The sequence below is a fragment of the Rhodoferax potami genome (assembly GCF_032193765.1).
In the GTDB taxonomy this organism is placed as follows: domain Bacteria; phylum Pseudomonadota; class Gammaproteobacteria; order Burkholderiales; family Burkholderiaceae_C; genus Allorhodoferax; species Allorhodoferax potami.
In genome coordinates this window covers 2,149,920-2,174,277 of the sequence record NZ_JAVBIJ010000001.1, presented here as the reverse complement: position 1 = coordinate 2,174,277, position 24,358 = coordinate 2,149,920, and the positions used below count along the sequence as shown (strand labels likewise).

At 63.1% G+C, this 24,358-nt stretch carries 20 protein-coding genes; 7 read left to right on the top strand and 13 right to left on the bottom strand.

Annotated features, from left to right (window positions below):
- The first annotated feature begins 6 nt into the window (after positions 1–6).
- A complete protein-coding gene (locus tag RAE21_RS10390; protein ID WP_313881296.1) occupies positions 7–801 on the top strand; it encodes an SDR family oxidoreductase in 795 nt (264 codons plus the stop codon).
- On the opposite strand, the gene RAE21_RS10385 is transcribed toward RAE21_RS10390, so the two are convergent.
- Entirely contained in the window at positions 798–1,766 is a 969-nt protein-coding gene (locus tag RAE21_RS10385) for a helix-turn-helix transcriptional regulator (protein WP_313881295.1), read from the bottom strand. The genes RAE21_RS10390 and RAE21_RS10385 overlap by 4 nt on opposite strands.
- 143 nt (positions 1,767–1,909) lie before the next feature.
- Between RAE21_RS10385 and RAE21_RS10380 the strand changes: the two genes are divergently transcribed.
- Complete coding sequence (locus RAE21_RS10380; protein WP_313881294.1) at positions 1,910–3,076, top strand: MFS transporter; 1,167 nt, start codon at positions 1,910–1,912, stop codon at positions 3,074–3,076.
- A gap of 36 nt (positions 3,077–3,112) precedes the next feature.
- On the opposite strand, the gene RAE21_RS10375 is transcribed toward RAE21_RS10380, so the two are convergent.
- A complete protein-coding gene (locus RAE21_RS10375) occupies positions 3,113–4,015 on the bottom strand; it encodes a DMT family transporter (RefSeq protein ID WP_313881293.1) in 903 nt (300 codons plus the stop codon).
- Between the two features lie 108 nt (positions 4,016–4,123).
- Between RAE21_RS10375 and RAE21_RS10370 the strand changes: the two genes are divergently transcribed.
- Positions 4,124–5,119 (top strand): quinone oxidoreductase family protein, encoded by a 996-nt coding sequence (locus RAE21_RS10370; protein WP_313881292.1) that lies wholly within the window; start codon positions 4,124–4,126, stop codon positions 5,117–5,119.
- A 53-nt stretch (positions 5,120–5,172) separates the two neighbouring features.
- Here RAE21_RS10370 and RAE21_RS10365 read toward each other — a convergent pair whose 3' ends face one another.
- The 4 genes from RAE21_RS10365 to RAE21_RS10350 form a co-directional block, all read right to left on the bottom strand.
- The gene (locus RAE21_RS10365) at positions 5,173–6,099 is read right to left on the bottom strand and encodes a hypothetical protein (RefSeq protein ID WP_313881291.1); all 927 of its coding nucleotides are present in this window, start codon (positions 6,097–6,099) and stop codon (positions 5,173–5,175) included.
- A 104-nt stretch (positions 6,100–6,203) separates the two neighbouring features.
- Positions 6,204–6,713 carry a signal peptidase II gene (lspA, locus tag RAE21_RS10360; protein WP_313881290.1) on the bottom strand — a complete coding sequence of 170 codons (510 nt, stop codon included), beginning with the start codon at positions 6,711–6,713 and terminating at the stop codon, positions 6,204–6,206.
- Complete coding sequence (gene ileS, locus RAE21_RS10355; protein ID WP_313881289.1) at positions 6,713–9,613, bottom strand: isoleucine--tRNA ligase; 2,901 nt, start codon at positions 9,611–9,613, stop codon at positions 6,713–6,715. The genes lspA and ileS overlap by 1 nt, the downstream gene beginning before the upstream one ends.
- A 134-nt stretch (positions 9,614–9,747) precedes the next feature.
- Positions 9,748–10,746 carry a bifunctional riboflavin kinase/FAD synthetase gene (locus RAE21_RS10350; protein WP_313881288.1) on the bottom strand — a complete coding sequence of 333 codons (999 nt, stop codon included), beginning with the start codon at positions 10,744–10,746 and terminating at the stop codon, positions 9,748–9,750.
- A gap of 178 nt (positions 10,747–10,924) precedes the next feature.
- On the opposite strand from RAE21_RS10350, the gene RAE21_RS10345 reads away from it, so the two are divergent.
- The gene (locus RAE21_RS10345) at positions 10,925–11,482 is read left to right on the top strand and encodes an HNH endonuclease (protein ID WP_313875484.1); all 558 of its coding nucleotides are present in this window, start codon (positions 10,925–10,927) and stop codon (positions 11,480–11,482) included.
- 9 nt (positions 11,483–11,491) lie between these two features.
- Positions 11,492–11,914, top strand: coding sequence for a methylglyoxal synthase (locus RAE21_RS10340; protein ID WP_313881287.1), 423 nt, complete (start codon positions 11,492–11,494; stop codon positions 11,912–11,914).
- A gap of 43 nt (positions 11,915–11,957) precedes the next feature.
- Here RAE21_RS10340 and RAE21_RS10335 read toward each other — a convergent pair whose 3' ends face one another.
- The 3 genes from RAE21_RS10335 to RAE21_RS10325 all read right to left on the bottom strand — a co-directional run bounded on the left by RAE21_RS10335 (position 11,958) and on the right by RAE21_RS10325 (position 16,923).
- The gene (locus tag RAE21_RS10335; RefSeq protein WP_313881286.1) at positions 11,958–13,163 is read right to left on the bottom strand and encodes a Do family serine endopeptidase; all 1,206 of its coding nucleotides are present in this window, start codon (positions 13,161–13,163) and stop codon (positions 11,958–11,960) included.
- A gap of 125 nt (positions 13,164–13,288) precedes the next feature.
- Positions 13,289–15,979, bottom strand: a complete 2,691-nt coding sequence (locus tag RAE21_RS10330; RefSeq protein WP_313881285.1) for a bifunctional acetate--CoA ligase family protein/GNAT family N-acetyltransferase — start codon at positions 15,977–15,979, stop codon at positions 13,289–13,291.
- A gap of 17 nt (positions 15,980–15,996) precedes the next feature.
- On the bottom strand, positions 15,997–16,923 hold the full coding sequence (locus RAE21_RS10325) for a histone deacetylase family protein (protein WP_313881284.1): 927 nt from the start codon (positions 16,921–16,923) through the stop codon (positions 15,997–15,999).
- A 151-nt stretch (positions 16,924–17,074) separates the two neighbouring features.
- Between RAE21_RS10325 and RAE21_RS10320 the strand changes: the two genes are divergently transcribed.
- Positions 17,075–18,103 (top strand): AI-2E family transporter, encoded by a 1,029-nt coding sequence (locus tag RAE21_RS10320; RefSeq protein WP_313881283.1) that lies wholly within the window; start codon positions 17,075–17,077, stop codon positions 18,101–18,103.
- Here RAE21_RS10320 and RAE21_RS10315 read toward each other — a convergent pair whose 3' ends face one another.
- From RAE21_RS10315 to RAE21_RS10300, 4 genes are all read right to left on the bottom strand, one after another.
- The gene (locus tag RAE21_RS10315) at positions 18,104–20,452 is read right to left on the bottom strand and encodes a putative bifunctional diguanylate cyclase/phosphodiesterase (protein ID WP_313881282.1); all 2,349 of its coding nucleotides are present in this window, start codon (positions 20,450–20,452) and stop codon (positions 18,104–18,106) included.
- Between the two features lie 120 nt (positions 20,453–20,572).
- The gene (locus RAE21_RS10310; protein WP_313881281.1) at positions 20,573–21,688 is read right to left on the bottom strand and encodes an acyl-CoA dehydrogenase family protein; all 1,116 of its coding nucleotides are present in this window, start codon (positions 21,686–21,688) and stop codon (positions 20,573–20,575) included.
- Positions 21,689–21,789: 101 nt separating this feature from the next.
- Complete coding sequence (locus RAE21_RS10305; protein WP_313881279.1) at positions 21,790–22,995, bottom strand: acyl-CoA dehydrogenase family protein; 1,206 nt, start codon at positions 22,993–22,995, stop codon at positions 21,790–21,792.
- A gap of 68 nt (positions 22,996–23,063) precedes the next feature.
- Complete coding sequence (locus tag RAE21_RS10300) at positions 23,064–23,738, bottom strand: YceH family protein (protein WP_313881278.1); 675 nt, start codon at positions 23,736–23,738, stop codon at positions 23,064–23,066.
- A gap of 13 nt (positions 23,739–23,751) precedes the next feature.
- Between RAE21_RS10300 and purN the strand changes: the two genes are divergently transcribed.
- Positions 23,752–24,345: a phosphoribosylglycinamide formyltransferase gene (gene purN / locus RAE21_RS10295; protein ID WP_313881276.1), complete on the top strand. Its 594-nt coding sequence runs from the start codon at positions 23,752–23,754 to the stop codon at positions 24,343–24,345.
- Positions 24,346–24,358 lie beyond the last annotated feature (13 nt).

Sequence of the window (24,358 nt, the reverse complement as noted above, 5' to 3'; positions counted from 1 at the left end):
CTGGGTATGGACTTGGGAATCAAAGGCAAATGGGCGCTGGTCTGTGGTGCCAGCAAGGGGCTGGGCCTGGGCTGCGCGCAAGCACTGGCCGCCGAGGGCGTGAACCTGCTGATCGTGGCGCGCGGTGCCGAGGCGCTGGAGGCTTCTGCTACTAATTTGAGAGCGACTTACGCAGCCAAGACGGGCGCTGAGGTGCTATTTTGTGCCCAAGACATCACCACCGTGGCCGGCCGCGAGGCGGTGTTTGCCATGCGCCGTGATTTCGATATCGTGGTCACCAACGCCGGCGGCCCGCCCCCCGGCGATTTCCGCGACTGGGACCGCGAGGCCTGGATCAAGGCGGTCGATGCCAACATGCTCACCCCGATTGAGCTCATTAAGGCCACGGTGGACGGCATGGCCGCGCGCGGGTTCGGCCGCATTGTGAACATCACCTCCAGTTCGGTGAAGTCGCCGATCGACATTCTGGGCTTGTCCAACGGCGCGCGCAGTGGCCTGACCGGCTTTGTGGCCGGCGTGGCCCGCAGCAGCCTGGCCGCCAAGGGCGTGACCATCAACAACCTGTTGCCCGGCAAGTTTGATACCGACCGCATTGCCACCACCGTGAAGGCGGCGGCTGCCAAGTCCGGCAAGTCGGTGGAAGAGGTGCGCGCCAGCCAGCAGGCGCAAATCCCCATGGGCCGCTATGGCACGCCGGCTGAGTTCGGCCAGGTGTGCGCCTTCTTGTGCAGCCAGCAGGCCGCCTACATGACCGGCCAGAACGTGCTGCTCGATGGCGGCGCTTTCACCGGCACGTTTTAAGGCAAGACCGTGCGCCCTGCCGCCTGCTGGCGGTAGGCTTTGGGTGTGACCCCGAAGCGCTGCTTAAAGCAGCGGATGAAATAGCTGGCGCTGGCAAAGCCGCTGCACCAGGCCACTTCTTTGACGGCGGCATCGCCCTCGGTCAGCAGCCGTGCGGCGCGGGCCAAGCGCTGTTGCAAGATGACTTGCCACAGGTGCTCCCCGGTCAGGCTGCTGTACAGGTGCGACAAATAGTCCGCGGTGCAGCCCAGGTCGTGCGCCAGCGCGGCCACCGTCAGGTCGGTTTCGCCCATGCGGTTTTGGATCAACATGCGCAGCTTGCTGAGCACCGGGGGCTCGGCAGACACGGTTTTTTGCGGCGTATCGAGCAAGCGGGCTACGCCGGTGAGGGCGCTGAGCAGCAAGGCGCGTTGCTGCACAGGCCACAGGCCCGCAGTGTCGTCGGGCGGGGGCGTGGCGGCGTCGCGCAGCCAGCCCTCGATGCGCATCGCGTCGGGGTGCTGGCAGGTCTCGAGGTAGAGGCTGGCGGGTACGCCGGGTCGCGCCTCATGGGCCAGGTGGCACGACATGCGCTGGCTGTCCGCCGAGATCACCAGGTTGCAAAAAGCCTGCGCGTCGTGCCCGCTGACCCATTCGTCGTGCAGCAATTTCGGGGGTACTACCAGCACCTGGCCCGGCGTGAGCGCAAGCTGCCCGTGCGGAAAGGTAAACCGCGTCTGCCCCGCCATCTGCAAAAACACCTCGGCATGCAAATGCATATGGCCTGCACCACGGGCTGTGCCGGCAGGTTGCGGCGGTGGGCTCTGCAGCGGCAAGGTGCCTTGGGCCGCTTCGCGGATAAAGCGTGCCACCGCCTCGCGCAGCTGGCGGGCGTAAGCCGGTGCCTCCGGGTGGTCGCAGGCGATGGCGGCCACACACGGCCCGACCCCGTGCACTGCATCTAAGATTTTTACTACTTTTGACATCGGATTGATATTGATCGCCGCCGGCACTACCGCAAAGGCTGGTTACGCTATAGCTATGAATCTGACTATTGTGAATGCAGGGCACCCGGGTGCCAAGCTCTTGTCATCCAAGAATTTCGCTATTTTTAGCGCAGGGGTGTGCCGTGGATAAAGGCTTTGAACATGGCAGCCCCTCGCAAATCCGCCGGGCGATCTGGGCTACCCGGGGCTTGTTTGCACTGCTGGGTGTTTTCAGTGCGGTGTGGGGCGTGCACATTCCATCGGTCAAACAGCGTTACGCCTTGGGCGAGGGCGCGCTCTCGCTGGTGCTGGTGGCTGCGGCGGTGGGCGCCGTGTCTGCGGTGATGTTTGCAGGCCGGGTGATCGGCCGGCTGGGTGCGCGCCAAACGGCCATGCTCTGCGCGGTGGTCATGGCCTGCATGTTGGGCATGGTGTTGCATTGGCCGGGTTTGCCATGGCTGCTGCTGGCAATGCTGTTTTTCGGGGCGTCGCTCAGCGTGTTTGATGTGGCCATCAACACCGAGGGCTCGGCCCTAGAGGTGGCCGGGGGCCAACCCATCATGGGGAGCTTGCACGGCATGTTCAGCTTGGGGGCCATGGGCGGGGCGGCGCTGGCGGCCGGCATGTTGGGTGCCGGGGTGTTGGCTGAGTGGCAGTTACTGGGTGTGGGGGTAGCGGTCGCGGTGGCGATCTGGATCGGTGCACGCTGGATGCTGCCCACGCCACCGCCCACCGACAAGCCCAAAGTCCACTTCACCTGGCCGCGGGGTGCGCTGCTGATCATGGGCCTACTCACATTTGCTGGCATGAGCGCGGAGGGGGTGATGTTTGATTGGTGTGTGCTCTACCTCCAGCAAGAGGTGCGCATGCCCCATGAGCAGGCCGCCATTGGCTACGCCGCCTGTGCCGGTGCGATGGCCGTCATGCGCTTTGCGGCAGACCGGCTGCGGGCGCTCTATAGCGAGCAGCGCTTGCTGCAAGTGAGCGGTGTGGTAACTGCGGTGTCGATGGCCGGTGTCTTGCTGACCGGTCATCCGGTGGTGGCGATCATCGGGTGCGGGTTGGTCGGTGCCGGCCTTGCGATGATCGTGCCGATTTTGTATGGTGCGGCGAGCCGGGTGCCCGGCACCACGCCAGCAGCCGCGATTGCGGCGGTCTCGTCCATCGGCTATGCCGGGTTCATGGTCGGCCCGCCCTTGATTGGCTTCATTGCCCAACACGCGTCGCTCACTGCTGCCATGGGTGTGGTGGTGGTGGCCGCCACGGTGCTTGCGCTCAGCGCACGCTTTGTGCCCGAAAAAGCGGCCTGATGCAGTGGCCGCGCTATTCCCGCCCGGGCGGCTAGGCTACTTGCGCGAAGAAATCACAATACCGGAGACGATCAGCACAAACGCGGCCGCATGGTAGGCGCGTGGTGCTTCACCGATAAAAATAGACGACAGCACCGCAGTGAACAGTGGCGTGAGGTTGATAAAGAAACCCGCAATCGCAGGCCCGGCACGCGAGACGCCTGCACCCCAGCTGCCGTAGGCAATCACCGCAGGGCCCACTGCAATAAACGCCAGTGCCGCAACCAGACCGGCACTCCAGTCGATATGGGCCGGCGTCAGGGCCCACTCGCCGGCCGTGAAGGCCATAGACCAGCCCAAGCCGAACACAATCTGCCCCATCAAAAACGTGGCCCAGTCGGCCCGGATCGCCGCCGACTCCGGCGTGGGGTGGGCCAGTAGCCAGCTGTAGGTCGCCCAGGCGATGGAGGCCAAGAGCACATACAGGTCGCCCGGCACCAAGCGCAGCTGGGTCATGACTTCCCAATCGCCGCGGCCCAGCACCAGCACCACGCCGGCAATCGACAACACCGCCCCCAAAATTTGCCGGCGGCTGACCGGCACTTTGAAGAACAGGCGCCCAATGAGCAACATCCACACCGGCGTGCTCGCGCCGACGAGGGTGACGTTGATCGCCGTCGAGGTGTTAAGCGCCAGGTACAACAGCGCGTTGTAGCCCCCGATGCTGAACAGGCTGAGCAGGGTAAACCGCTTCCACTGGGGCCACAGGTCACTGTTGCGCTGCAGCACCCGGCGGGCCAGGGGCAACAAAATCAAAAACGCAATCCCCCAGCGCAGCAGGTTCAGCGTCATCGGGGAAATGAGGGGGGCGACCAGGCGGCCTACGACTGCGTTGCCGGACCACATCAAGGGGGGAATCACGAGAAGAAGGGCGGCAGTCGGCGTCAGGCGTTGGGTCATCGCGTCGACTGTAACAAGGAAGCGATGCCCCGCGCAGGGCTGCGGGCGCGGCCGATTTCTGGCACCATGCTCCGGATTCATAACAACCCCATCGATGGAGACAAGACCATGCGTTCAGTGACATCCCGCGCCATCCACATCGCCCAGCACGGCGGCCCCGAGCAGCTGCAGCTGGTGCAGGTCACCGTGGGCGAGCCCGGCCCCGGCGAGGTGCGTATCCGCCACCATGCGGTGGGCCTGAATTACATCGATGTCTACCAGCGCAGCGGTCTGTACCCGATGAACCTGCCGGTGCAGTTGGGCATGGAAGCCGCCGGTGTGATCGAGGCAGTGGGCGAGGGCGTGAGCCACCTCCAGGTGGGCGACCGCGCGGCCTATGCCAGCCAACCACCGGGCAGCTACTGCGAAGTGCGGGTGATGCCTGCCAAGTGCGTGTGCAAGTTGCCTGACGGCATCAGCTTCGAGACCGGTGCGGCGATGATGCTCAAGGGCTTGACCGCCCAGTACCTGCTCAAGCGCACCTTGCCCCAGGGCGGCTTGCAGGCGGGTGACTTTGTGCTCTTCCATGCGGCTGCCGGTGGCGTGGGCCTGATTGCCTGCCAATGGGCCAAAGCGTTGGGATTGCGCTTGATTGGCACTGCTGGATCTGATGAAAAATGCGCCCTAGCCCTCGCCAATGGTGCGGAGTTTGCTATCAATTACAGAGCGGGTGATTTCGCGGCCAAGGTCAAGGAGCTGACCGGTGGCAAGGGTGTGAAGGTGGTCTACGACTCGGTAGGCAAAGACACCTGGGACCAGTCGCTCGATTGCATTGCCCCCTTTGGCTTGATGGCCAGCTTTGGCAATGCCTCCGGCCCGGTGGCGCCGTTCTCGCCCGGCATCCTCGGGCCCAAGGGTTCGATTTATGTGACGCGCCAGACTCTGTTCACCCACATTGCCACCCGCGAGAGCACCCAGGCCATGGCGGATGACCTGTTCGATATCGTGTTGAGCGGCAAGGTCCAGATCCATATCGCCCAGCGCTACCGCCTGGAGGATGTGCAGCAAGCCCACCAGGATCTGGAGTCGCGCCGCACCACCGGTTGCACCGTGCTGACGCTGTAAACAAAAAAGGGCACCCGATTCGGGTGCCCTTGGCTTGGCAGGTGTGCTGCGGTTTAGAACAAAAAGCCGGCCGACAAGACCTGCTCGTTCATCCAGATTTCCTGGTCGGCTGTGCCCTTGTAAACCGGCACCTTGCTCAGGCGGCCGTAGGCAATTTTGTTGGTCAGCTCCACATAAATCGCCTTGTAGACCCGGTAGCGCAGGCCCACTTCCACGCCTGCGGTCCAGCCGTTGATCTGCCACCAGTCGTTGCTCTTGAAGCAGCAGATGTTTTCGTTCTTGGGGCCGACCTGGTTGGCGTTGCCAAAAATCACGTTGTCTGCGTGGGGCAGCAAAATGCCTGCGCCCACCCGGCTGATGAGTTGCAGGTCGCCGGCTTTGTGCGCCGGGCCGCGCAAGCGGTGCAGCCAGACGGCATTGACCATGATGTGGTTCAAGCCGTTGTGCAAGGCGTAGTTGAAGTTCTGGGGCGACACTACCATGGAGGAGGTCGCACCCGGGGTGGTCACCGTGCCATCGACCGCCACCGTTTGCCCGTAATCGACGTTGTATTTGCTGTGGTCGATGTTCAGTTCCACTGCGAATGTTTTCTCGTCGTTGAGGAACTTGCCGATGCGGATGTTTTCCTGCGGATCGGTGAAGTCCAGGCTGAGCAGGGACTTGAAAGTGTCCGGCACACTGGACGGGAAGTCGCTGGCTCGCGCTTGGCGGACCGTGAAGTTGTTGCCCAGTTCCGGTTGCGAAACGTGGATGTCGGACGGCGCGTACTGCTGGCGGCTGTAGCCCCAGGAGAAGTACCAGTTTTCGTCCTTGTTGATCGCCTTGTCAAATTGGCCGGACACTGCGTTGGCTGCGGGGGCGGTATCGGCCGCCGGAGTGGCTGCTTGCGCCATCAGGACGCTCTGCGCCAAACTGGCTTGGCAAGCGCCCAAAGTCAAAATAGCGGCCAACAGGCCGCGTCGGAAAAAGGGTGTGCGCATGGTGGGGGTGTCGGTGCGAGACGCAGCGGGGCGCAGAGGGGTGCGCACGCCAAAGACCTCTATTTTAGGCGAGCGCCTTCTGGCGCCCGGCAGTCGCCTTGGAATCAGGTTTTTCGGACCCGCAGGAGTTCGTCGAGGATCAGGCAGATGGCGCCTACGGAAATCGCACAATCCGCCACATTGAAAGACGGGAAATGCATGCCGTTCCAGTGGAAGTCCAGAAAGTCCACCACGTAGCCGTACATCAAGCGGTCAATCACATTGCCGATGGCGCCGCCCAAAATGCAGGCCATGGCAAAGCTGAACAACTTTTGCCCCGGATGGGCGCGCAGCATCCAGATGATCACCGCGGCCGCCACAAATCCGATGCCGGTAAAAAACCAGCGCTGCCAGCCGCCCGCATCCGCCAAAAACGAGAACGCAGCGCCGGTGTTGTGCACCCGCACGACATTAAAGAAGCTGGTGACAAAGGTGCTGTCGCCCAGACGGTAGTTACCCACAATCAGGACTTTGGTGAACTGGTCAATCAACAGCAAGATCAGGGCCAAGCCTAGCCACTGTACCCAGCCGCTTTTGCCGCTGCTCTTGCTGAAGGTTTGTTTACCGCGGGCCATTAGGCAAACGTCCGGGTTTCGCCGGCGCCGTACAGGTTGGTGGTGCAACGGCCGCACAGGGTGGGGTGGGCGGCGTCGCTGCCAACGTCGGCACGGTAGTGCCAGCAGCGCTCGCATTTCACATTGCTTGAGGCTGCGACGCTGATGGATTGTGCGGCTCCAGCGACCAAAGTGATAGCGCTGGTGATGAATACAAACTTCAAGTCTTCGCCCAGGCTGCTGAGGATGGCGAATTCCTCGGCTGGTACCGTGAGTGTCACCTCGGCTTGCAAGGAGGCGCCCACCTGACCTGCAGCGCGCAGGGTTTCGATGTCTTTGTTGACCGCCTCGCGCACTGCGCGGATGCGGGCCCACTTGGCGAGCAAGGCCTCGTCCGGCGCGGCAAAGGTGGAGTAACCATCCAGGAAAATGGAGAGCTTGGTGGCCTCGGGTGTCTTGCCCTCAGCGCCCAACACGGCCCATGCTTCTTCAGCGGTGAAGCTGAGGAACGGCGCCATCCAGCGCAGCATGGCCTGGGTGATCTGCCACAGCGCGGTTTGCGCGGAGCGGCGGGCCAAGCTGTTGGCTGCGGTGGTGTAGAGGCGGTCTTTGAGTACGTCCAGGTAGAACGCGCCCAGGTCTTCACTGCAGTACACCTGCAGCTTGCTCACCACGGGGTGGAACTCGTAGACCTTGAAGTGCGCCAGGATGTCGGCTTGCAGCTGCGCGGCACGGGCCAGCGCATAGCGGTCGATCTCCAACAATTGGTCGACGGGCACCGCGTCTTTGACCGGGTCAAAGTCAGAAACGTTGGCCAGCAAGAACTTGAGCGTGTTGCGCACCCGGCGGTAGGTATCCACCACACGGGCCAGGATCTTGTCGTCGATGTTCAGGTCACCGGAATAATCAGTGCTGGCCACCCACAGGCGCACGATCTCAGCGCCCATCTTGCTCGTGATGGTTTGTGGCTCGACGGTATTGCCCAAGCTTTTGCTCATCTTGCGGCCCTGGCCGTCGGTGGCAAAGCCGTGGGTCAGCAGGCCGCGGTAGGGCGCACGGTCGTAGAGCGCGCAGCCCAGTAAGAGCGAGCTGTGGAACCAGCCGCGGTGCTGGTCGTGGCCTTCCAGGTACAGGTCGGCCTCGGGACCTTCGGCATGAAAGGGGGGCACCGCGTAGGCATCCTTGTGACTGCCGCGCAGCACGTGCTGGAAGGTGGAGCCGGAGTCGAACCAGACTTCCAGGATATCGGTGCTCTTGGTGTAGCTGGGCGCGTCGGCCGCGCCGAGGATGTCTTCCACCGACACGCGGCTCCAGGCCTCGATGCCACCTTGTTCGACGATGTCAGCCGCCTGGTCCAGGATTTCCATGGTGCGGGGGTGCAGCTCGCCACTGTCTTTGTGCAGGAAGAAGGGCACGGGCACGCCCCAGCTGCGCTGGCGGCTGATGCACCAGTCCGGGCGGTTGGCGATCATGTCGCGCAAACGGCTGCGGCCATTTTCGGGGTAGAAGCTGGTGTGCTCGATGGCGTCCAGCGCCAGTTGGCGCAGGGTTTTGGGTGCCTTGTCTTGGGTGAAAACGCCGGGGCCTTCATCCATGCGGATGAACCACTGGGCGGCCGCGCGGTAGATCACCGGCGTTTTGTGGCGCCAGCAGTGCGGGTAGCTGTGGGTGATGCCCACGGTGGCCATCAGGCGGCCGTGCTCACGCAGGGTGTCGATGACGTTCGCGCAGGCCTTCCAGATGTGCTGGCCGCCGAACAGGGGCAGCTCGGTGTCATATACACCATTGCCCAGCACGGGGTTCAAGATCTGGTCGTACTTCAGGCCATTGGCAATGCAGCTGTTGAAGTCGTCTACGCCATAGGCGGGTGAGGAGTGCACGATGCCGGTGCCGTCGCCGTCGCTCACATAGTCTGCCAGGTACAGCGGGGAGAGGCGCTTGTAGCTGTATTCATTGCCGGCTACGTTCACGTCTGCGGGCAAGTCGTACAGCGGGTGGCGGAACACCTGGCCGCGCAGGGCTTCACCCTTGGCGGTGGCCAGTACGGTGCCGGTCAGGCCGAAGCGCTCCAGGCATTTCTCGACCAGGCTGGCGCCCAGCAGCAGCACGCCCTTGGGCGTGTCCACCAGCGCATATTCCAGCTCAGGGTGGGCGTTGAGTGCCTGGTTGGCGGGGATGGTCCAGGCGGTGGTGGTCCAGATGACGGCGAAAGCCTGTTTGCCCGCAGGCAGGGCGCTCAGGCCGAAGGCCTGGGCCAAACCGGCCGCATCGTTGGACTCAAAGGCCGCATCCAGCGTGTCGCTTTTCTTGTCGGCGTATTCGATCTCGAACTCGGCCAAGGACGAGCCGCAGTCAAAACACCAGTACACCGGCTTCAGGCCACGGTACACAAAGCCACGCTCGATCACGCGCTTGAAGGCGCGGATCTGGCCGGCCTCGTTGGCGGGGTTCATGGTTTTGTAGGGGCGCTCCCAGTCACCCAATACGCCCAAGCGCTTGAAGTCTTCGCGCTGCTGGTCGATCTGCTCGGTGGCAAACGCGCGGCTCTTGGCCTGCATGTCGTCGCGGCTCAGGTTGCGGCCATGCAGTTTTTCGATGGCGTTCTCGATCGGCAAACCGTGGCAGTCCCAACCGGGGATGTATTGCGCATCAAAGCCATCGAGCTGTTTGCTCTTGACGATCATGTCCTTCAGGATTTTGTTCAGCGCGTGGCCAATGTGCAGCTTGCCGTTGGCGTAGGGCGGGCCGTCGTGCAACACGAACAGGGGCTGGCCTGCGCGGGCATCGCGCAGTTTTTTGTACAAACCTTCCTCGTTCCAGGTCTTCACCCAGGCCGGCTCGCGCTTGGGCAGGTCGCCGCGCATGGGGAAGGCGGTATCGGGCAGGTTCAGGGTGCTACGGTAATCAACGGGTTCAGTCATGGCCAACTCTCGGTTTGGAGGCTTTGTGCAAGCAATTCGGGTGGGGGGCTACCGGCGCATGGGCCAAGGCAACCCCAGAGGGAGACAGGTGACGCGGGGCAAGGTGCGTCGGGTGGCCGCAGGGGCCAGCCCCGTCAAATTCGGGTGCTGCCCGGCGCGTTGGTGTGCGAGGCGAGCCAGGCACGTGCGTCGTCGCGGTCTTTCTGTATCCCTTGGGTCAGGGCATCCAGGCCGTCGTATTTGAGCTCGTCGTGCAGTTTGTGTAGAAGTTCCACCCGGATGATTTTACCGTAGGCCCCCTCCGGGCCCAGTTCCTCCGGCCAGTCCAGGCAATGGGTCTCCAGCAGCACCCGGCCGCGGTTGACGTCGTTGGGGTCCAGCGAGGGGCGCACACCAAGGTTGGCCACACCTTGCAGGGGTTTGGGCGAGAGGCCGTGCACCAGCACCACAAAAATGCCGCTGGCGGCGGGTTTCCAGTGCGCAAAGCGCAAATTCAGGGTTTTGAAGCCTAAGGTGCGGCCCAGCTTGCGCCCGTGCACCACATGGCCACTGATGCAATAGGGCCGACCCAGCAGGCGAGCGGCATCTTGCATCCGCCCTTGGCCCAGTGCGTCGCGCACCGCAGAGCTGGAGACGCGCAGGCCATGCACCTCGTAGCTGTTCATGCGGGCCACGTCAAAGCCGTGGGCCTCTCCCGCCGCGTCGAGAAGAGCGTAGTCGCCCGCGCGGGCCTTGCCGAAGCGGAAATCGTCACCCACCAGCACATAGCGGGCACCCAGGCCGTCCTGCAGCACCTGCTGGATGAAGTCTTGCGGGCTCTGGTTGGCCAGGCGCGCATCGAAAGGCAGCACGATGGTCTGGTCTACACCGGCCTTGGCCAGGTCGTCCAGCTTGTCGCGCAGGGTGCCTACCCGGGCGGGTGCCAACTCCGGCTTTTGATGGAGTTTGGCGAAATAGTCGCGCGGATGGGGCTCAAAGGTGAGCACACAGCTGGGCACATGGCGCTGCTGGGCCTCGCCCCGCAGCAAGGCCAGCATGGCCTGGTGGCCCCGGTGCACGCCATCGAAGTTGCCAATCGTCACTGCGCACGCCTCGGCAACGCCGGGGTGCTTGAAACCGCGAAAAACCTTCATGGAGTTGTTATCTTTTTGATAGCAGGCTGCGCACATCGCATCGGCGCCTGAAGCCAATTTGTCATGGAAACACGGTATATTGTGACCGAGCAGGGCCCGGGCCGCTCGTCCGGTGCGCACTTGCAGACCTTTGCAGACTTGTGTTGGTGGTTGTTTGAACCGTTGATGGAGGCGTTGCGTGAAAGTCTTGAAGTTGTCGGCCCAAGGGCTGCCCCAATCCTGGATATCGCTTGAACAAGCGGTGATTCATTACGCTGCGGACGAAGTGCGCTGGGAAGCCGGCGGCGAGGTCGCGGTGTTCCACGGCGGCCACAACTCGGTCACCGGGCAGCAATCCATCATCCGGGTCAACAGCATCATTGGCACCCGCGGTGTGCCCCGCATCAATCCCTTTAACTTGCGCCCTGGCCTGACCAACGCCAAGCTGTTCATCCGCGACCGCAATGTGTGCGCCTACTGCGGTGGGCATTTCCATGAACCCGATCTGACCCGGGAACACATCATTCCTTTCGCCCAGCATGGCATCGACACCTGGATGAACGTGGTGACCGCCTGCAAGCCTTGCAATCACCGCAAAAGCCACCGCACCCCGGAGCAGGCCAACATGCCGCTGCTCTACACGCCCTATGTGCCCAGCCTGTGGGAAGACTTTATTTTGCGCAACCGCCGCATCCTGGCGGACCAGATGGAGTTTTTGATGGCGCATGTGCCCGCCTCGTCCCGGCTGGTGCTTTAGCATGCGGGCATGAGTACCAGCCCCGCCCAACGACCCGCCACCCGCACCCCTTCTGAGCGCCCACGCATCGCCCTTATCGCGCACGACCGCAAAAAAGACACCATGGTGGCACTCGCCCGTGAGTTCGCCCCCTATCTGCAAACCTGCACCTTGATGGCCACCGGCACCACCGGCGGCCGCTTGGTCGACGAGGTAGGCCTGAGCGTGGAGCGCATGCTCAGCGGCCCTTGGGGCGGCGACTTGCAGATCGGCGCCCGCCTGGCGGTGGGGGAGGTGGACGCGGTGATCTTCCTGCGCGACCCCATGACCCCACAACCTCACGAGCCCGACATCAATGCCCTGGTACGTGCCTGTGATGTGCATGACGTGCCGTGTGCAACCAACCTGTCCAGCGCCCGCTTGATACTCCAGCAATTGCTCCTGAAAGCATAGCTGCCCACGCATATTCCACGAGCGCTAGAGGCTGATTTGGTGCTTAACCCACCGTCGGCGGCACAAAATAACCCCCGGCGACCTTGCCTGACTCCATGTCACCCAGCGTGAGGCTTAGCTCCTTGAGCTTGCCTTGGCGCCACACGCTCAAGGCCGCTTTGCTGCCCGGCGCGGTGTCAGACACCAGCGGCGGTAGCTCGCTGGACTGGGTGATGGCGGTGCCGTTGAACTTCAAAATCACATCGCCTGCCCGCAAGCCGGCACTGTCGGCTGCGCTGCCCTTGTCCACCGAGCTCACCAGGGCGCCGGTGGGATTCATCAGCCCGAAAGACTCCGCCAGTTCCGGGCTCAGCTCTTGAATCGCCACGCCCAGGCGGCCGCGGCTCACCTTGCCGTGGGCCAGCAGCTGGCCTTCGACCTTCATGGCCACATCGATCGGGATGGCAAACGACAAGCCCTGGTAGCCGCCGCTGCGGCTGTAGATCTGTGAGTTGATGCCGATGACTTCGCCCGCCAGATTGAACAAGGGGCCGCCGGAGTTGCCGGGGTTGATAGCTACATCGGTTTGCAGGAAAGGCACATAGCCTTCGTCGGGCAGGGTGCGCGACTTGGCCGAGACGATGCCCGCAGTGACGGTGTTCTCAAACCCGAAGGGTGAGCCGATGGCTACCACCCATTCGCCCACGCGGCTGTTTTTCGGGTCGCCGATTTTGACGGTGGGCAGGTCCTTGGCATCGATTTTGAGCACCGCCACATCCGACAGTTTATCGATGCCCAGCACCTTGGCCTTGAACTCGCGTTTGTCTTTGAGTTTGACCGTCACCTCACTGGCGTCGGCCACCACGTGGGCGTTGGTGAGCACCACGCCATCGGCTTTCACGATGAATCCGGAGCCGGTGCCACGGGTGGGCGCATTGTCTGCCTCGGCAGGCGGCTGAAAGCGACGAAAGAATTCATAAAACGGATCGCGCGGGTCCAGCTGCGGCCCACCGCTGCGCGCGCTGGTCTTGACCGTGCCCTGCACGCTGATGTTGACCACGGCCGGCCCCTGCTGCTCTGCGATGTCGGCAAAGTTGGCCTGCGCGGCGCCGCGGGCATCGATCGCGCGGCTGATAGGTGTGGGTGTGGCATCGGCCGGTGTGGTGGCCGGGTGGCGCTGCGAGAGCGCATAGCCGCCCAGAAAGCAGCTGGATGCGAGCACGCCGATGAATGTTGCTTTGAGGTAGAGAGAACGCGCGTGGGTTTGCATGGTGTCATCCTTCAAGAAACAGACTAGACCTGCTTCAGATAAGGACGATTTACCCCGAGTTCCAGCGCGGAAATGCAAAGTAATGTGAAGTGCCCCAGGCGCAGGGGCTGCGCCCGGGACGGGGTTCAGAGCGGGTGGCTGACCAGCTTGAAGTCGGCGTCTTCTTCAAAGGTTTTGACGGTGAAGCCGAGGCTGCGCATCAGCTTGAGCATGCCCGGGTTATGGGTGAGCACCAGGCCTTCGATTTCGCTCAGGCCCTTGTCGCGTGCCACATCCATGATGGCCATCATCAGCCGCGAGCCCAGGCCTTTGCCGGCAAAGTCGTCCGCCACCACCAACGAGAACTCACAGCTCGATTTGTCGGGGTTGGTCACATAACGCGACACACCGATGATGCGCTCGGTCTCCAGCATTTCGCCGTCCTCGCCCGCAGTGCGAGTTTTGTGGATGGCCACCAAAGCCATTTCGCGGTCGTAGTCAATCAGCGTGAAGCGCGCCAGCATAGAGGGCGGCAGCTCATGCATGCTGGAGACAAAGCGGAAGTAGCGGCTCTCTTTGGAGAGGCCTTGCACCAGGTCCTGCAGCATCTGCGCGTCGTCGGGTTGCACCGGGCGCACCGTGTATTCGCCGCCACCGCGCATGGGCCACAGCTGCTCGTATTGGGCGGGGTAGGGCAGGATGGACAGGTGGTTGTAGTTGTGCACCCGGCTGCTCACGCCCTGTGGGGCATGGTCAATCACAATGCGCGCATCCACCGCCACGGCGCCGTGCTCGTCCACGATGATGGGGTTGATGTCCATCTCGCGCAGCTGGGGCAGCTCACACACCATCTCGGAGATGCGCAGCAATATCTGCTCCAGCAGGTCGATATTGGCGGGCGGGCTGCCGCGCCATTCGCCCAAGGTCTCGGCCACGCGCGAGCGCTCGATGAGGCGGCGGGCCAAAAACTGGTTCAGCGGGGGCAGCTCCATCGCCCGGTCGTTGATCAGCTCGATCATGGTGCCGCCGGCGCCGAAGGCAATCACCGGGCCGAAGGGGTCGTCGGTCACCAGGCCGATACAGATTTCCCGGCCATGGCGCGAGCGCACCATGCTCTGCACCGTGACGCCGTTGATGCGCGCATCGGGCCGCAGGCGCTTCACGGTTTGCATCATGTCGTTGTAGGTGTCGCGCACGCCGGTGGCGTTCATGATGTTCAGCGCCACGCCGCCCACATCGGATTTGTGGCTGATGTCGGGCGAGTCGATTTTCAGCACCGCTGGAAAGCCCAGTTGGGTGGCAATCATCATGGCCTCGTTGGCGCTGCGGGCCAGGATGGTGCGGGTTACCGGAATATGGAAGGCCGAGAGCAGGGTCTTGGACTCCATCTCGGTCAGCACCTTGCGCCGCTCGGCCAGCACACTCTCGATCACCAAGCGCGCACCTTCAATGTCGGGTTTGGCCAGGGTGGACAGGGGCGGCGGTGTTTGCTGCAAGAGCAGCTGGTTTTGGTAGAAAGAGGCAATGTTGCCGAAGGCGCCCACGGCAGCCTCGGGTGTGCGGAAACTGGGGATCTCGGCCGCCTTCAAGATGCCGCGTGCCGCGATGACACTGCTGTCGCCCATCCAGCAGGAGAGCAGGGGTTTGCCGATGGTTTTTTTGACCTCGGCCAGCGCCTCGGCCACCGCAGAGGAGTCGTGCCCTGCCTTGGGCGAGTAAATCGCCAATACGCCGTCCACACCGCGGTCTTTGCCGGCCGCTTCCAGTGCTGCCTTGAAGTGGCTGGCATCGGCCTCTTCAGACAAATCCATCAAGTCCGTGAGCGAGGCCAGTTCCGGCAAATGCGGCTTCAACGCGGCTGCGCTCTCGGCAGACAAGCGCCCGAGCTGCAGCTGGAGTTCGTTGATCCAGTCGGCGGCCAGCACACCGGGCCCGCCACCGTTGGTCACGATGGCCAGCCGCTTGCCCACCGGCCGGTAGCGCGAGGCCAGGCACTTGGCTGCTGAAAACAACTCGACAAAAGAGCGCACCCGCACGGCGCCTGCGCGGCGCAAGGCGGCGTCGAACACATCGTCGCTGCCCACAATGGCGCCGCTGTGGGTCTGGGCGGCCTCGTTGCCTGCGGGGCGGCGGCCGGCCTTGAGCACCACCACCGGCTTGGCGTTGGCTGCCATGCGCAGGGCACTCATGAAGCGGCGCGAGTCCGAGATCCCCTCCAGGTAGACCACGATGCTCTGGGTCTGCGCGTCATTGGCAAGGTAATCGAGCACATGGGCGATATCAATGCTGGTGTGCGGCCCCAGTGACACCACGCTGGAGAACCCCACCGCATTGTTGGCCGCCCAGTCGAGCATGGAGGCGGTGAGCGCGCCCGATTGGGAAACCAGCGCCAGGGGCCCCCGCTGGGCCAGGGGGCCGGCAGCACTGGCATTGAGCTGCAAGGCTGGTCGCTGGACCCCGAGACAGTTGGGGCCCAGCAGCAAGATCCCCTCGCGTTTGGCAATTTTGGCAAGGGCGCTGGCCTGCGCGGCACTGATACCGCTCGACACGATCAAGGCGGCCCGGCAGGCGATCCGGCCTGCAATTTCGAGGGCCGCGGTCACGTCTTGTGGCGGCAGGGCAATGATGGCCAGATCCGCCCGGGCCTGGGCCAGATCTGCCAGGGTGCCGGTGCTCTGAATGTCGAGAAAGCGCAGCGTGCCGGCAAATTCCTGGCTCTTGAGGGAGGCCACCAGGGTGCGGGCCTGGTGGGTCATGGTTTCGGGCGAATCGGTGCAGCCCGCAAATACGATGATGGATTGCGGTGCGAAGAGGGGGGTGAGATAGTGCTTTTCCATGGTCTCTCCAGATGGGTTTAGTCCGCGCCGATCAAGACTTTGACATGTTCCGCCACACTGCGGGCCAAGGGGTTAAGCACATAGCCGCCCTCCAGGCAGGAGATGATGCGCCCTTGACAATGCCGTTGGGCCACCGCCATCAGTTGCCGGGTGACCCAAGCGTAGTCTGCGTCCACCAGGCCGAGGTTGCCCATATCGTCTTCGCGGTGGGCGTCAAACCCGGCCGAGATGTAAATGAGCTGGGGCGCAAAGGCGTCTAGCGCCGGCACCCACTGGGTGGCCACTGCCTCGCGGAACTTGTCGCTGCCCGAGCGGGCGGGCAGGCCGATGTTCATCATGTTGGGGCCCACGGCTTTCTCACCGGTGTAAGGGTAGAGGCCTTGCTCAAAAATTGAGCACATCAGCACCCGGTCGTCCCCCCGGAAGATGTCTTCGCTCCCGTTACCGTGGTGCACGTCAAAGTCCACCAGGGCCACCCGCTCCAGGCCATGCACATCGAGGGCATGGCGGATTCCCACCGCCACATTGTTGAAAAAGCAAAAGCCCATGGCGGCGGAGCGCTCGGCATGGTGGCCCGGCGGACGCACGTTGCAAAAGGCGCTGGGCACCTGCCCCCCGAGCACCAGATCGGTCGCTTGCACCGCCGCGCCGGCAGCCCGCAAGGCGGCACGTACGGTGTAGGGGTTCATGTCGGTATCGGGATCGACCTTGTGGTAACCCTGGGTGGGTGAGGCGTCGATCAGCTCATTGACATAGTTGGAGGCATGCGCCCGGCCCAGCTGGGCGAGCGTCGCCAAGGGTGCCTCGTAGGTGTTCATGTAGTCCAGCAGGCCACGGATCAGCAACATGTCTTGAATGGCGCCCAGGCGCTCGGGGCATTCAGGGTGGTCGGGTCCCATCTCGTGGCGGGCGCAATCCGGGTGGGATATGAAGGCGGGCAGCATCGTGTCTCCTGCGGGTATGTTTTGCACAGTCTAGGCACCCAAGCTGACACCAGTCTTGATGTGGCGCAATAGGCGTGGGCCCTGGGGGACATCCCCGCAGTCTCTGGGGGTTCGAGCCGCTGCTGGCGCTATTGATACCATCGCGGCACTCATGAATTCCAAGTCCCACTCATCAGGCCCCGTGGCCGCGTTGTCCCGCTATGTGGCCGCCAGCTCTTTTGTGCTGGTCGGGCTGATCTGTTTGACGGTGCTGGTCTATGGCATGTTGCCCGGCCTGTTGGCGGTCTGCCTCGGGTTCATGGTGGCGCAGGCCCTGAGCACCAGCCAGCGCTTGGGGCGGTGGTGCCCCGGCCCGTTTGCTGCGGCTGGATGGGTCATTGTGGTGCCCCTGGTCTTGTTTGCGGTGGTGTTGTCGAATGCCAAGGGCATGGTGATCGGGGCTGGTGGTCAATATGCCGCTTTGCTGCACCATCTTGCCGGTACGGTGCTGGAGATCCGGCAAAAACTGCCGCCCGATCTCGCGGCCCACTTGCCCGATGGCCTGGCGGCTGCCCAGGCGTGGCTGGCGGCGTATTTGCAGAGCCAGGCACGGGCGATCACGGGTTTTGGTTCCGCAGGTCTTCAGGGGTTGTTGCTGGCGTATGTCGGGTTGGTGATCGGTGCCTTGATTGTGGGCACCCCCGGCGTGCCTCACCCCGCACCCTTGCGGGCGGCAGCGCGCACACGGGCGCGGCACTTTATCGGGGCGTTCCGCCAGATTGTGGTGGCGCAGTTCTGGATCGCGTCGTTCAATGCCGTTTGCACCGCCTTGTTTTTGTTCGGTGCGCTGCCCTTGTTTGAGGTTCAGGTGCCGTATTCGGGCATGTTGGTGGCCTTGACCTTTTTTGCAGGCTTGGTGCCGATTGTGGGCAACCTGCTGTGCAATGGTGTCTTGACTCTGGCGGGCATGTCGGTCGCACCCATGGTGGGTTTGGCCTGCCTGATTTTTTTGATCGCGATCCACAAGTTTGAATACGTCATCAATGCCAAGGTGGTGGGCAAACGCACCGGCACTACCGCCTGGGAGCTGCTGACCGTGATGTTTGTGGGCGAGGCGATTTTCGGAGTGGCAGGTTTGGTGGCTGCACCGCTGTATTACGCGTATATCAAGCGCGAGCTGCTGGAAGTCGGGCTGGTGTAGTTAGCCGGCTGGCGTGCTCGCGAAAGGCGCTTGGGTGTGCTCCCAGTCTTTGCGAAACGCCACAAACTCCTGCAGCGGCATCGGCTTGGCCACGATGTAGCCCTGCACCTCATCGCACCCGGCACGCTGGATCGCGTGAAGCTGTTCCGGGGTTTCCACCCCTTCGCAGACGGTGCGCATGCCCAGTGTTTGCGCCAACCCTGTGATCATGTGGACTACGGCCTCGGCGTCTTTCTTTTCGACCAGTTCGATCACAAATGCGCGGTCAATTTTCAAGGTGTCAAACGGAAAACTGCGCAGATACGACAGGGACGAGTAGCCGGTACCAAAGTCGTCCATCGCCAGTTTCACGCCGGTTTTCTTGAGGGTGTGCAGCATGGCCAAGGCCTGGTCGGCACTGTCCAGGAACACGGATTCTGTGAGCTCCAGCTCCAGTTGGGTCGGGTCGACCCGGAACTCTGCGATCGCATCCTGCAAGACCGCCACAAAATTTTCATCCCGCAGTTGAATCGATGACACATTCACCGACACCGTGAGCCCCCGGAGCGCGCTGGAGTGCATGCGGCAGGCTTCTAACAGGGCCCAGCTGCCGAGCGCGGTGATCATGCCGCTTTGCTCGGCGATCGGGATGAACTCGCCCGGGCTGATCCAGCCCAGCACCGGGTGCCGCCAGCGCATCAGGGTTTCTGCACCCACGATGGCGCGTGTGCGAAGGCATACCTTGGGTTGCCAGTAGAGCTGCAGCTCTTGCCGATGCAAAGCTTGCCGCAGGCTGTGCTCGAGGGTGGCGCGGCGCTGGTTGATTGCTCCGAGCTCAGGGGTGTAGGCCACGCACTGGCTGCGACCGGCACCCTTGGCTGCATACAGCGCAATATCGGCCTGGGCCATCAGCTCGTCCAAGGTGATGGGCTCGCCGCGGCTGATGGTAAAGCCCACACTGCCGCCCACGGTCAAGCGGCGTACCGCGAGGTTCAGGGGCTCTTGCAGCAGGTTCACGAGCCGCCGGCCTACCGCCGGTGCTTGTTCGATGTCCTCAGGGGTCCACAGGACCACCGCAAACTCATCGCCGCCCAAGCGCGCCACCATGGCGTCGGGCGCCAATTGCTGCTGCAATCGTTGGGCGATCAGGCGCAGCACCTCGTCCCCTGCGCTGTGGCCATGGCGGTCATTGATGGCTTTGAACCGGTCCAGGTCGATCGCCAAGAGGGCCAAAGGCTGCTGATCCGCCACCCGCTGCGCTAGCGACTCCCGCAGTTTGAAGCGGTTGGTCAGCCCGGTCAGGGAGTCGGTGTGGGCGAGTTGGCGCAACAGGTTGGTGCTTTGCACTTTCTCGGTCACATCAGACACCACGCCACGCCAACCGGAGAGTTGGCCTTGCTCGTCCAGCAGCGCTTTGCCGTTGATCTGGATGTAGCGCTTGCCTGCGGCGCTGTCAAAAGAGAGCGGCAACTCCTTGAACGGCTTGCCGCTGGCCAATGCCTCTGAGAGCGCCACAGCCCCATCCGCATCCATGGGCACAAAAACACCCATCCAGGTGGTGCCCGCTACTTGCGCTTCGCGCAGCTGCAGCAATTCGCACAGCTTGGGGGAGATGTGCACCAGCCGGCCTGCTGCATCGGTTTCCCAAAGGGCATCGCCGGCGTTTTGCTCAAAGTCGGAGAGCAGCACCGAAATCATTTGCTCCTGCCGCTGTGACTGGCTCTCTGCATTCATGAGCGCCGCGGACTTGCGCCAGGCAGACAAGGCGCCGAGCGTCACTAGCGGCGCGTACACACTGATGAAGGCGGCCACCGCGGAATACACAGGGCGATTACCGCTCAGCAAGGCAGCGAGGGTGGATGCACTGAATACCGCCACATAGGCCATGCTGGCCAGCGGTAAGGGGTTCAGCACAAAACCGCCGGCGCCGATCATCCCCGTCAGCAGGGTGGCGATGATCAGTTGTTGGCTGTCACTGGCGCCGGGGAACCAGAACAGTGGAATGAAAGCCCACACACCGCTCAGCAGCATGGCGTGCAGCGTGGCTTTGTGGAGTGTGCTGGGCGAGGCGTGGGTGAACTGCCGGCCCAAGCTCGCGCGCCAGCTGCGCAAGGCAAACAAACATAAAGTCAGGATGCCGGCAAACCAGAGCAGCAACTCCCAGCCGATGTCTGGTGCAAAGGTCCACAAAATCAGGCCGGCACTGCCGATATTGGCCAGCATGGTTTCGGGCGTCAGCCGCACCACCGCCGACACGTGGGCTGCGCGCAGCTTGCCCGCCTGCGGGGTGGTGGCGCTGTACATGTCCACCAAGCCGGCGCGAAAACTGGTGCCTGGTTGGGATGCGGAGCCTTTCAGGGGGGTGGGCACAGGATCAGACAGATGGTGCAGATAGGGTGAGCCACATCCTACACCGGAGGGCGCTTTTTTAAGCCTGAAAAAAAGCCCGGTACTTTGCAGCAACCGGGCTTCTGGGGCAGCGCTGGCGTATCAGGCGAACACGCCTGCCGTGTCCTGCATGCGGGCTGACACTTCACCCAGGTGGTGCAGGGTGTCGCCGAAGCTCATTTCCAGTTCGGTGAGCTTGCGGAAGTAGTGGCTCACGATGTACTCGTCCGTCACGCCAATGCCCCCATGCAGCTGCACCGCCTGCTGGCTGATGAAGCGCATGCTGGTGCCCAGCTGGTACTTGGCGCGGGCCATCGCGGCGCGGCGCTCGGGCGCAGGGGCATTGAGCTTGAGGCTGGCGTAGTAGCTCATGGAGCGGGCCAGTTCCAGCTGCATCTTCATGTCGGCCATGCGATGGCGCAGGGCCTGGAAGCTGCTGATCGCCACACCGAACTGCTTGCGGGTGTTCATGTACTCGGCGGTGATGTCCAGTGTCTTGTCCATCACGCCCACGGCCTCTGCGCAGGTGGCGGCAATGCCGATGTCCACCGCGTGTTCCAGCGCAGCCTGGCCTTGGGTGGTGATCAAGGTGGCAGGAGCATTTTTGAAGGCGACTTCTGCTGCGCGGCCACCGCCCTGGGTGTTGTAGCCCCGGGTGCTGACGCCCGCAGATTCGCGCTCCACCAAAAACAGGCCCATCACGCTGTTGACCTTGGCGGAGACGATGTACGCATCGGCCTTGTCGCCGGCAGCCACTATGCTTTTTGTAGCGTTCAGCACATAGCCACCGGGCGCCTGGTGCGCTTTTCCTGCAATAGCGTCCAAGGCGTAGCGGCTGCCGCGCTCCTGATAGGCCAGTGTCACCAGCTTTTCGCCACTGGCCACACCGGGCAGCCACGCAGCGCGGGTGGCGGCATCCGCATAGCCTGCCAACACGGCACCTGCGATCAGGCTCTGCGCCAGAGGCTCCATCACCATGCCGCGGCCCAGCTCTTCCATCACCACCATGCCTTCAATGGGGCCCATGCCCATGCCGCCATCGTCTTCCGGCACGTAGAGACCGGTCAAGCCCAGCTCTGCTAGCTCGGCATAGGCGGCAGCATCAAAGCCACCGGCTTTCTCGGCCGCGCGACGGCGATCGAAGGTGTAGCCCTTGTCAATGTACTTGCGCACCGCGTCGCGCAGTTGTTCCTGGTCGTCAGAAAAATCAAAGTCCATAACTCTCTCCAATAGTGAGCGAAGCTCTTTCTGGAGCCCCCTTCTGAGAGGGGGCTTGGGGGTGCTCGTCTTGTCGGCTGGGCCCGGGTTGTCCTATGGCGCTAGCCAAGGACAACTTGGGCTACGATGTTGCGTTGCACTTCATTGCTGCCGCCGTAAATGGTGGTCTTGCGCAGGTTGAAGTAAGCGGAGGCCAAAGGCGCATTCCCCACTTCACCACCGGGGAAGCCACCCAGGGCGCCAGCAGCGGCGTCGCCTTGCCAGCCGGCTTCCATGGCTTCGCGGATGAGCGGAAGGGCGAAAGGACCGGCGGCCAGCATCATCAGTTCGCTGTAGCGCTGCTGGATCTCGCTGCCACGGATCTTCAACAGGCCTGCAATGTCCAGCGAGTTCTTGCCGCTCTTCTCAGCCGACAGCACGCGCAGCACCATCATTTCAAGCGCAACGACATCGACCTCCAGCTTGGCGATTTCATCGCGGAAGCGGCTGTCTTCCCACACACCTTCGCGCTTGGCGATGCGCTTGAGGCGCTCCAGCTCGCGCTTGGAGCGGTTGATGTCGGCAATGTTGGTGCGCTCGTGGCTGAGCAGGTGTTTGGCGTAGGTCCAGCCCTTGTTTTCTTCACCGATGAGGTTCTCTACCGGGACTTCCACGTTGTCAAAAAAGACTTCGTTCACCTCGTGGCCGCCGTCCAGCATGATGATGGGGCGCACCGTCACGCCGGGGCTCTTCATGTCGATCAGCAGGAAGCTGATGCCGGTCTGTGGCTTACCTTCATTGCTGGTGCGCACCAGGCAGAAGATCCACTCGCCGTACTGGCCCAGCGTGGTCCAGGTCTTCTGGCCGTTCACGATGTATTTGTTGCCCTGGCGCTCTGCACGCGTCTTGACCGAGGCCAAGTCCGAGCCGGAGCCCGGTTCGCTGTAGCCTTGGCTCCACCAGACTTCGCCGCTGGCAATACCGGGCAAAAAGCGCTGTTGCTGTTCGGCGTTGCCAAAGGCCATGATCACCGGCGCCACCATCACCGGGCCGAAGGGGATGACCCGCGGTGCGCCGGCGAGCGCGCATTCTTCTTCAAACAAATGCTTTTGGATGGCGGTCCAGCCGGGGCCGCCGAATTCCTTGGGCCAGCCGAAACCCAGCCAGCCCTTGGCACCCAAGATCTTGGCCCAGCGCTGATGGTCCTCGCGGGTCAACTCCAGGGCGTTGTGCACCTTGTGGGCGATGTCGGCGGGCAAATGGGCGTGTACCCAAGTGCGCACCTCTTCGCGAAAAGCCTGTTCTTCAGGCGTGAAAGCCAAGTCCATTGCAGTCTCCTCAGTCTAGATATCCGGTTCAGCTGAACGTCATCCCGTGTTTTAGCACGATCGTTCTTTTATTCTTGTCCAGGTTGCGACATTCCGAGTTCGGCGCACAGTTTTTGCACCGTGGCGCGCAGGTCGGCAACCTCGGCCTCGAGTTGGGTGACCCGGGCCTGGAGCTCCGCGCCGGCAGGGCCCGCTGCAGCGCCGGACCGGCTGATGACCGCAGCGCTGGCGTCGACCGGCCCGCACAGCAGGTGGGCCCAGCGCTGTTCGCGGGCACCGGGTGCCCGGTCGAGCTTGATGACCAAGGGGCCGCCTTTCTCTTCACTGCGTTCTTGCAGCTCGTCCAGAAATGCTTCGACCGACGAGGTGTCGGCAAAGCGGTACCAGCGCTCGGCATTCAGCCGCAGCTCGGCAGCCGTCTGCGGGCCGCGCAGCATCAAGAGGCCCAGCAGCACCGCGCTTTGCTCGGGCACACCGATGCCGCGCTGGGCGTTGTGGGTGAACTTGACGGCCCGTCCGCCGCTGGTCTCGTGCACCAGGCCGGCCTCGCGCAAGCTGTCGACAGCGCTGCTGACTTCGGACTCGCTCAGCTCCATCAGCGGCTCCCGGCTGGTCTTTTGGTTGCAGCCCAGCAGCAGGCTGTTCAGGGTCAGGGGGTAGCTGTCGGGCACGGTGCGGGCTTTTTCCATCAGGGTGGCCAGCACGCGGGCTTCGACAGGGGAGAGCAGGAGGGGGGTGGTCATAATTCAGCCAGTTATGAAAAACATTGTGATTTTGATCTCTGGCGGTGGCTCCAACATGGCTGCCATCGTGCGCGCATCCCAAAAAGAAGACTGGGCAAGCCGTTATGGCGCCCGCGTGGCCGCGGTTATCAGCAACAAAGGCACCGCGAGCGGCTTGGTGTTCGGCAAAGAGCAGGGGCTCGATACCCATGTGCTCGACCACAAAACCTATGCCGACCGCGAAGCATTCGATGCCGCGCTGGCTGAGTTGATCAACCGCTACGACACGCCGCAAGCACCGGTGTTGGTGGTGCTGGCCGGGTTCATGCGCATCCTCACCGCGGGTTTTGTGGAGAAATTTGCCGGGCGCTTGGTGAACATTCACCCCTCGCTCTTGCCGGCCTTTGGCGGCTTGCACACCCACCAGCGGGCGCTGGATGCCGGTTGCAAGTTTGCCGGTGCCACCGTGCACCTGGTAACGCCTGAGCTGGACCACGGGCCGATTCTGGAGCAGGCCGTGGTGCCCGTGCTGCCGGGGGACACCGCCGAAACCCTGTCCGCGCGGGTGCTTACGCAGGAGCACCGCATTTACCCCCGCACGGTTGCGGCGTTGCTATCAAATAAGTAGCTTCTTGCGCAGG